The organism is Neisseria sp. HMSC064E01, assembly GCF_001808875.1.
GTDB classification, from domain to species: Bacteria; Pseudomonadota; Gammaproteobacteria; order Burkholderiales; family Neisseriaceae; genus Neisseria; species Neisseria sicca_A.
In genome coordinates, this window is record NZ_KV794870.1 from 14,013 (window position 1) to 17,265 (window position 3,253).

General features: G+C 51.6%; 2 protein-coding genes. One reads left to right on the plus strand and one right to left on the minus strand.

All coding sequences use genetic code 11. The features are described from left to right. Positions 1 to 291 precede the first annotated feature (291 nt). Complete coding sequence (locus tag HMPREF2572_RS00600) at positions 292 to 1,437, minus strand: hypothetical protein (protein ID WP_070495398.1); 1,146 nt, start codon at positions 1,435 to 1,437, stop codon at positions 292 to 294. A 254-nt stretch (positions 1,438 to 1,691) separates the two neighbouring features. Between HMPREF2572_RS00600 and lysS the strand changes: the two genes are divergently transcribed. Continuing rightward, positions 1,692 to 3,203 (plus strand): lysine--tRNA ligase, encoded by a 1,512-nt coding sequence (gene lysS / locus HMPREF2572_RS00605; RefSeq protein ID WP_070495400.1) that lies wholly within the window; start codon positions 1,692 to 1,694, stop codon positions 3,201 to 3,203. Positions 3,204 to 3,253: the final 50 nt, after the last annotated feature.

Consider the following 3,253-nt stretch of genomic DNA (forward strand, 5'->3'; position numbering starts at 1 on the left):
GGGTGGTTCTACGGGCTTTACGAATTTGATTTGACCTAAAGCCATAGAACCACCCCCATCCTAATCTTCCCCCGTCGGACGGGGGAAGGGGCAAGTTGCCGTTGCTGCAATCCGTAGCGTGGGTTCTACCCACGAAATCAGTGAAACGTGACCATCCAATTCAGTTTTTAGAAGATAGATTTCGTAGGCAAAGCCCACGCCACAAACTGGCGAGGATTAAATAAAAGGTCGTCTGAAAACTCAACTTTCAAGTTTTCAGACGACCTTTCGTACCATGACAAGATAGTTGGCTTATGCTACTGAATTTTGATGAATCAGGCAGCCCATATAGAGATTGCCGTCTTTCTGCCAGCCGAACAATTGGTTTTGCTGGTCGCTGTTTTCAGCCATCAAGCCCAAAGTCAGCCAGTGGCTTTCTCGCGGAAGTTGACCTGTATACGGTTCGGGTGTGTGTATCAGGGGCAGGTCGAAATTATCGTTCCAGCTGACACCTGCTTGGCGAAGTTTGCCGACGTATTGTTGCGTATCTTTAGGAGGTGCGGCAAACCAAGCGGCATGGATGGTGCGGTTTTTCAAAGCGTAATCGGCGTAGTGTCGGAAAGATTTGTTTTGCGCCGTTTCATCGAACAAGGAGATGGTAATCGGACGCTGCAAAACCGCTTTGACGGGCAATTTGTTCTGTTTGGCGGCATAAGGCGAGGCGAACGCCAGCCAAGTCGCGTTTTCTGTAAACTCGGCATCTGAGGCGTCTTCGTTCAGCCATGCCGAAAAAATCACATGGATGCCTTCAAATTGACGGTTTTCCACCCAATCGCCCATCAAACTTTCGCCATCGGACAAAGGCTTGATAGTCGCGCGGACACCCGCCATTTCGGCGATTTCTTCAAATCTCTGCTGCCAGTTCAAATACGCTTCTTCGTCCGGCGCATCGATGTGTAGGGTCACAGGCTGTCGATATTCCGCCAATTCGCTCAATTTTTGGTAAAAATGTTCGGCAACGTAAGGATAGCCGCTGCGCCACAGGTCTTCGTCTTCATCACGCGGAAACAGAAAAAGATCGGCATTTCGTCCGCCTGAGGCTTGGGTAATGACGTCCGGCAGCGACAAGGGTTCGGGTAGGATGGTGTGTGAATCAACCAATACGATGCTTCTTTGCGCCCAATCCGTCCATTTTTTGCGGATATTCGCTTTTTCGGTTTCCCAAGCATCTGCCGCCGCGCTGCGGTTCATCGACAAGATAAAGCGGTACAGCAAAGCCGCGCCCCAAACGCCAACCGGTATCAACAGATAAAACGGGCTGATTTTCAGCCACAACACAACAATCAACGCCGCAATGAAAAGCAAAGCCAATACCGTCAGCCATACCCAAGGGGTATTCCACTTGCTGTTTTTGCGGGCGACGATGGTATCGGGGATATCAGGAATAGACCAGTACATAATCTTCAGATATTGATTTGAAATAAATGGAATGAGTATAACAGCAAAAAAGCCAAATGTTTTTCCAAACTTGATTTCAGGTATCTTTTTCCCGCCAAACGGATTGACCGGAAACCCCTGCCCGATGTTTTTCAGACGACCTTTTGAGCCGGATAGAAAAAAACACCGACATCGCGTAAAATATGCGCAAATTTTGTGATTCAATCAGGTCGTCTGAAACAGATTGCGCCTGATTTATTTTTCCGGAAAACACCATGAGCGAACAAAACAATCCGCAAACCGAGCCGCAGTTGGATGAAAACCAAATCATCGCCCTGCGCCGCGAAAAACTGCACAACATCCGCCAACAGCGCATTGCCTATCCCAACGACTTCAAGCGCAACAGCTTTGCCGCCGATTTGCACGCCCGATACGGCGAAATCAGCAAAGAAGAACTCGACCCGCAAGCCGTTCCCGTCAAAATTGCCGGCCGCATGATGCTCAAACGCCAAATGGGCAAGGCGAGCTTCGCCACCATCCAAGACGTAACCGGTCAAATCCAGCTTTATCTGAACAACAAAGGCGTGAGTCAGGAAGTTTTGGACGATTTCAATCATTGGGACTTGGGCGACATCGTCGGCGCGGAAGGCACTTTGTTCAAAACCAACCACGGTGAATTGACCGTGCGCGTGTCCGACATCCGCCTGCTGTCAAAATCCCTGCGCCCGCTGCCCGACAAACACAAAGGCTTGAGCGATCAGGAAACCAAATACCGTCAACGCTACGTCGATTTGATTGCCAACGAAGAATCGCGCAATACCTTCATCAAACGCAGCCAAATCATCCAATCCGTGCGCAATTTCATGGTGAACGAGCATTATCTCGAAGTCGAAACCCCGATGATGCACCCGATTCCCGGCGGCGCGACGGCAAAACCGTTCGTGACCCACCACAACGCCTTGGACATCCCGCTCTACCTGCGCATCGCCCCCGAGCTGTATCTGAAACGCCTGGTGGTCGGCGGTTTGGAGCGCGTGTTTGAAATCAACCGCAGCTTCCGCAACGAAGGCATGTCCGTGCGCCACAACCCCGAATTCACCATGATTGAATTCTACGAAGCCTTCTCCGACTACGAACGCATGATGCAGATGGCGGAAGACATCATCCGCAACGCATCGCGCACGGTCAACGGCACGGCGAAAATCAGCTACAACGGCAAAGAAGTCGATTTGGAAAGCCCGTTTGAACGCCTGACCATTCTCGAAGCCATCAAAAAATACAATCCACACTACACCGACGAGCAGTTGAACGATGCGGAGTGGCTGAAAAAAGAAATCGTCAAACACGGCGAAAGCCTGCCGCCGTCCCCCGGCATCGGCAGCCTGCAACTTGCCCTGTTTGAAGGTTGTGCCGAGGGCAAACTGTGGAACCCGACCTTCATCGTCGATTACCCGGTCGAAGTTTCCCCGTTGGCACGCGCTTCGGATACGAAACAAGGACTGACTGAGCGTTTCGAATTGTTCGTTGTCGGTCGCGAGCTGGCAAACGGCTATTCCGAGTTGAACGACCCCGAAGACCAAGCCGAACGCTTCAAAGCGCAAGTGGCGCAAAAAGACGCGGGCGACGACGAAGCCATGCACTACGATGCCGACTACATCCGCGCGATGGAATTCGGCCTGCCGCCGACAGGCGGTTGCGGCATCGGCATCGACCGCCTGGTGATGCTGCTGACCGATTCGCAAACCATCCGCGACGTGATTTTGTTCCCGCAAATGCGTCCCGAATAAGGTAGGCAGATAATAAAGAAAAGGTCGTCTGAAAACTGAACTGCACCCCA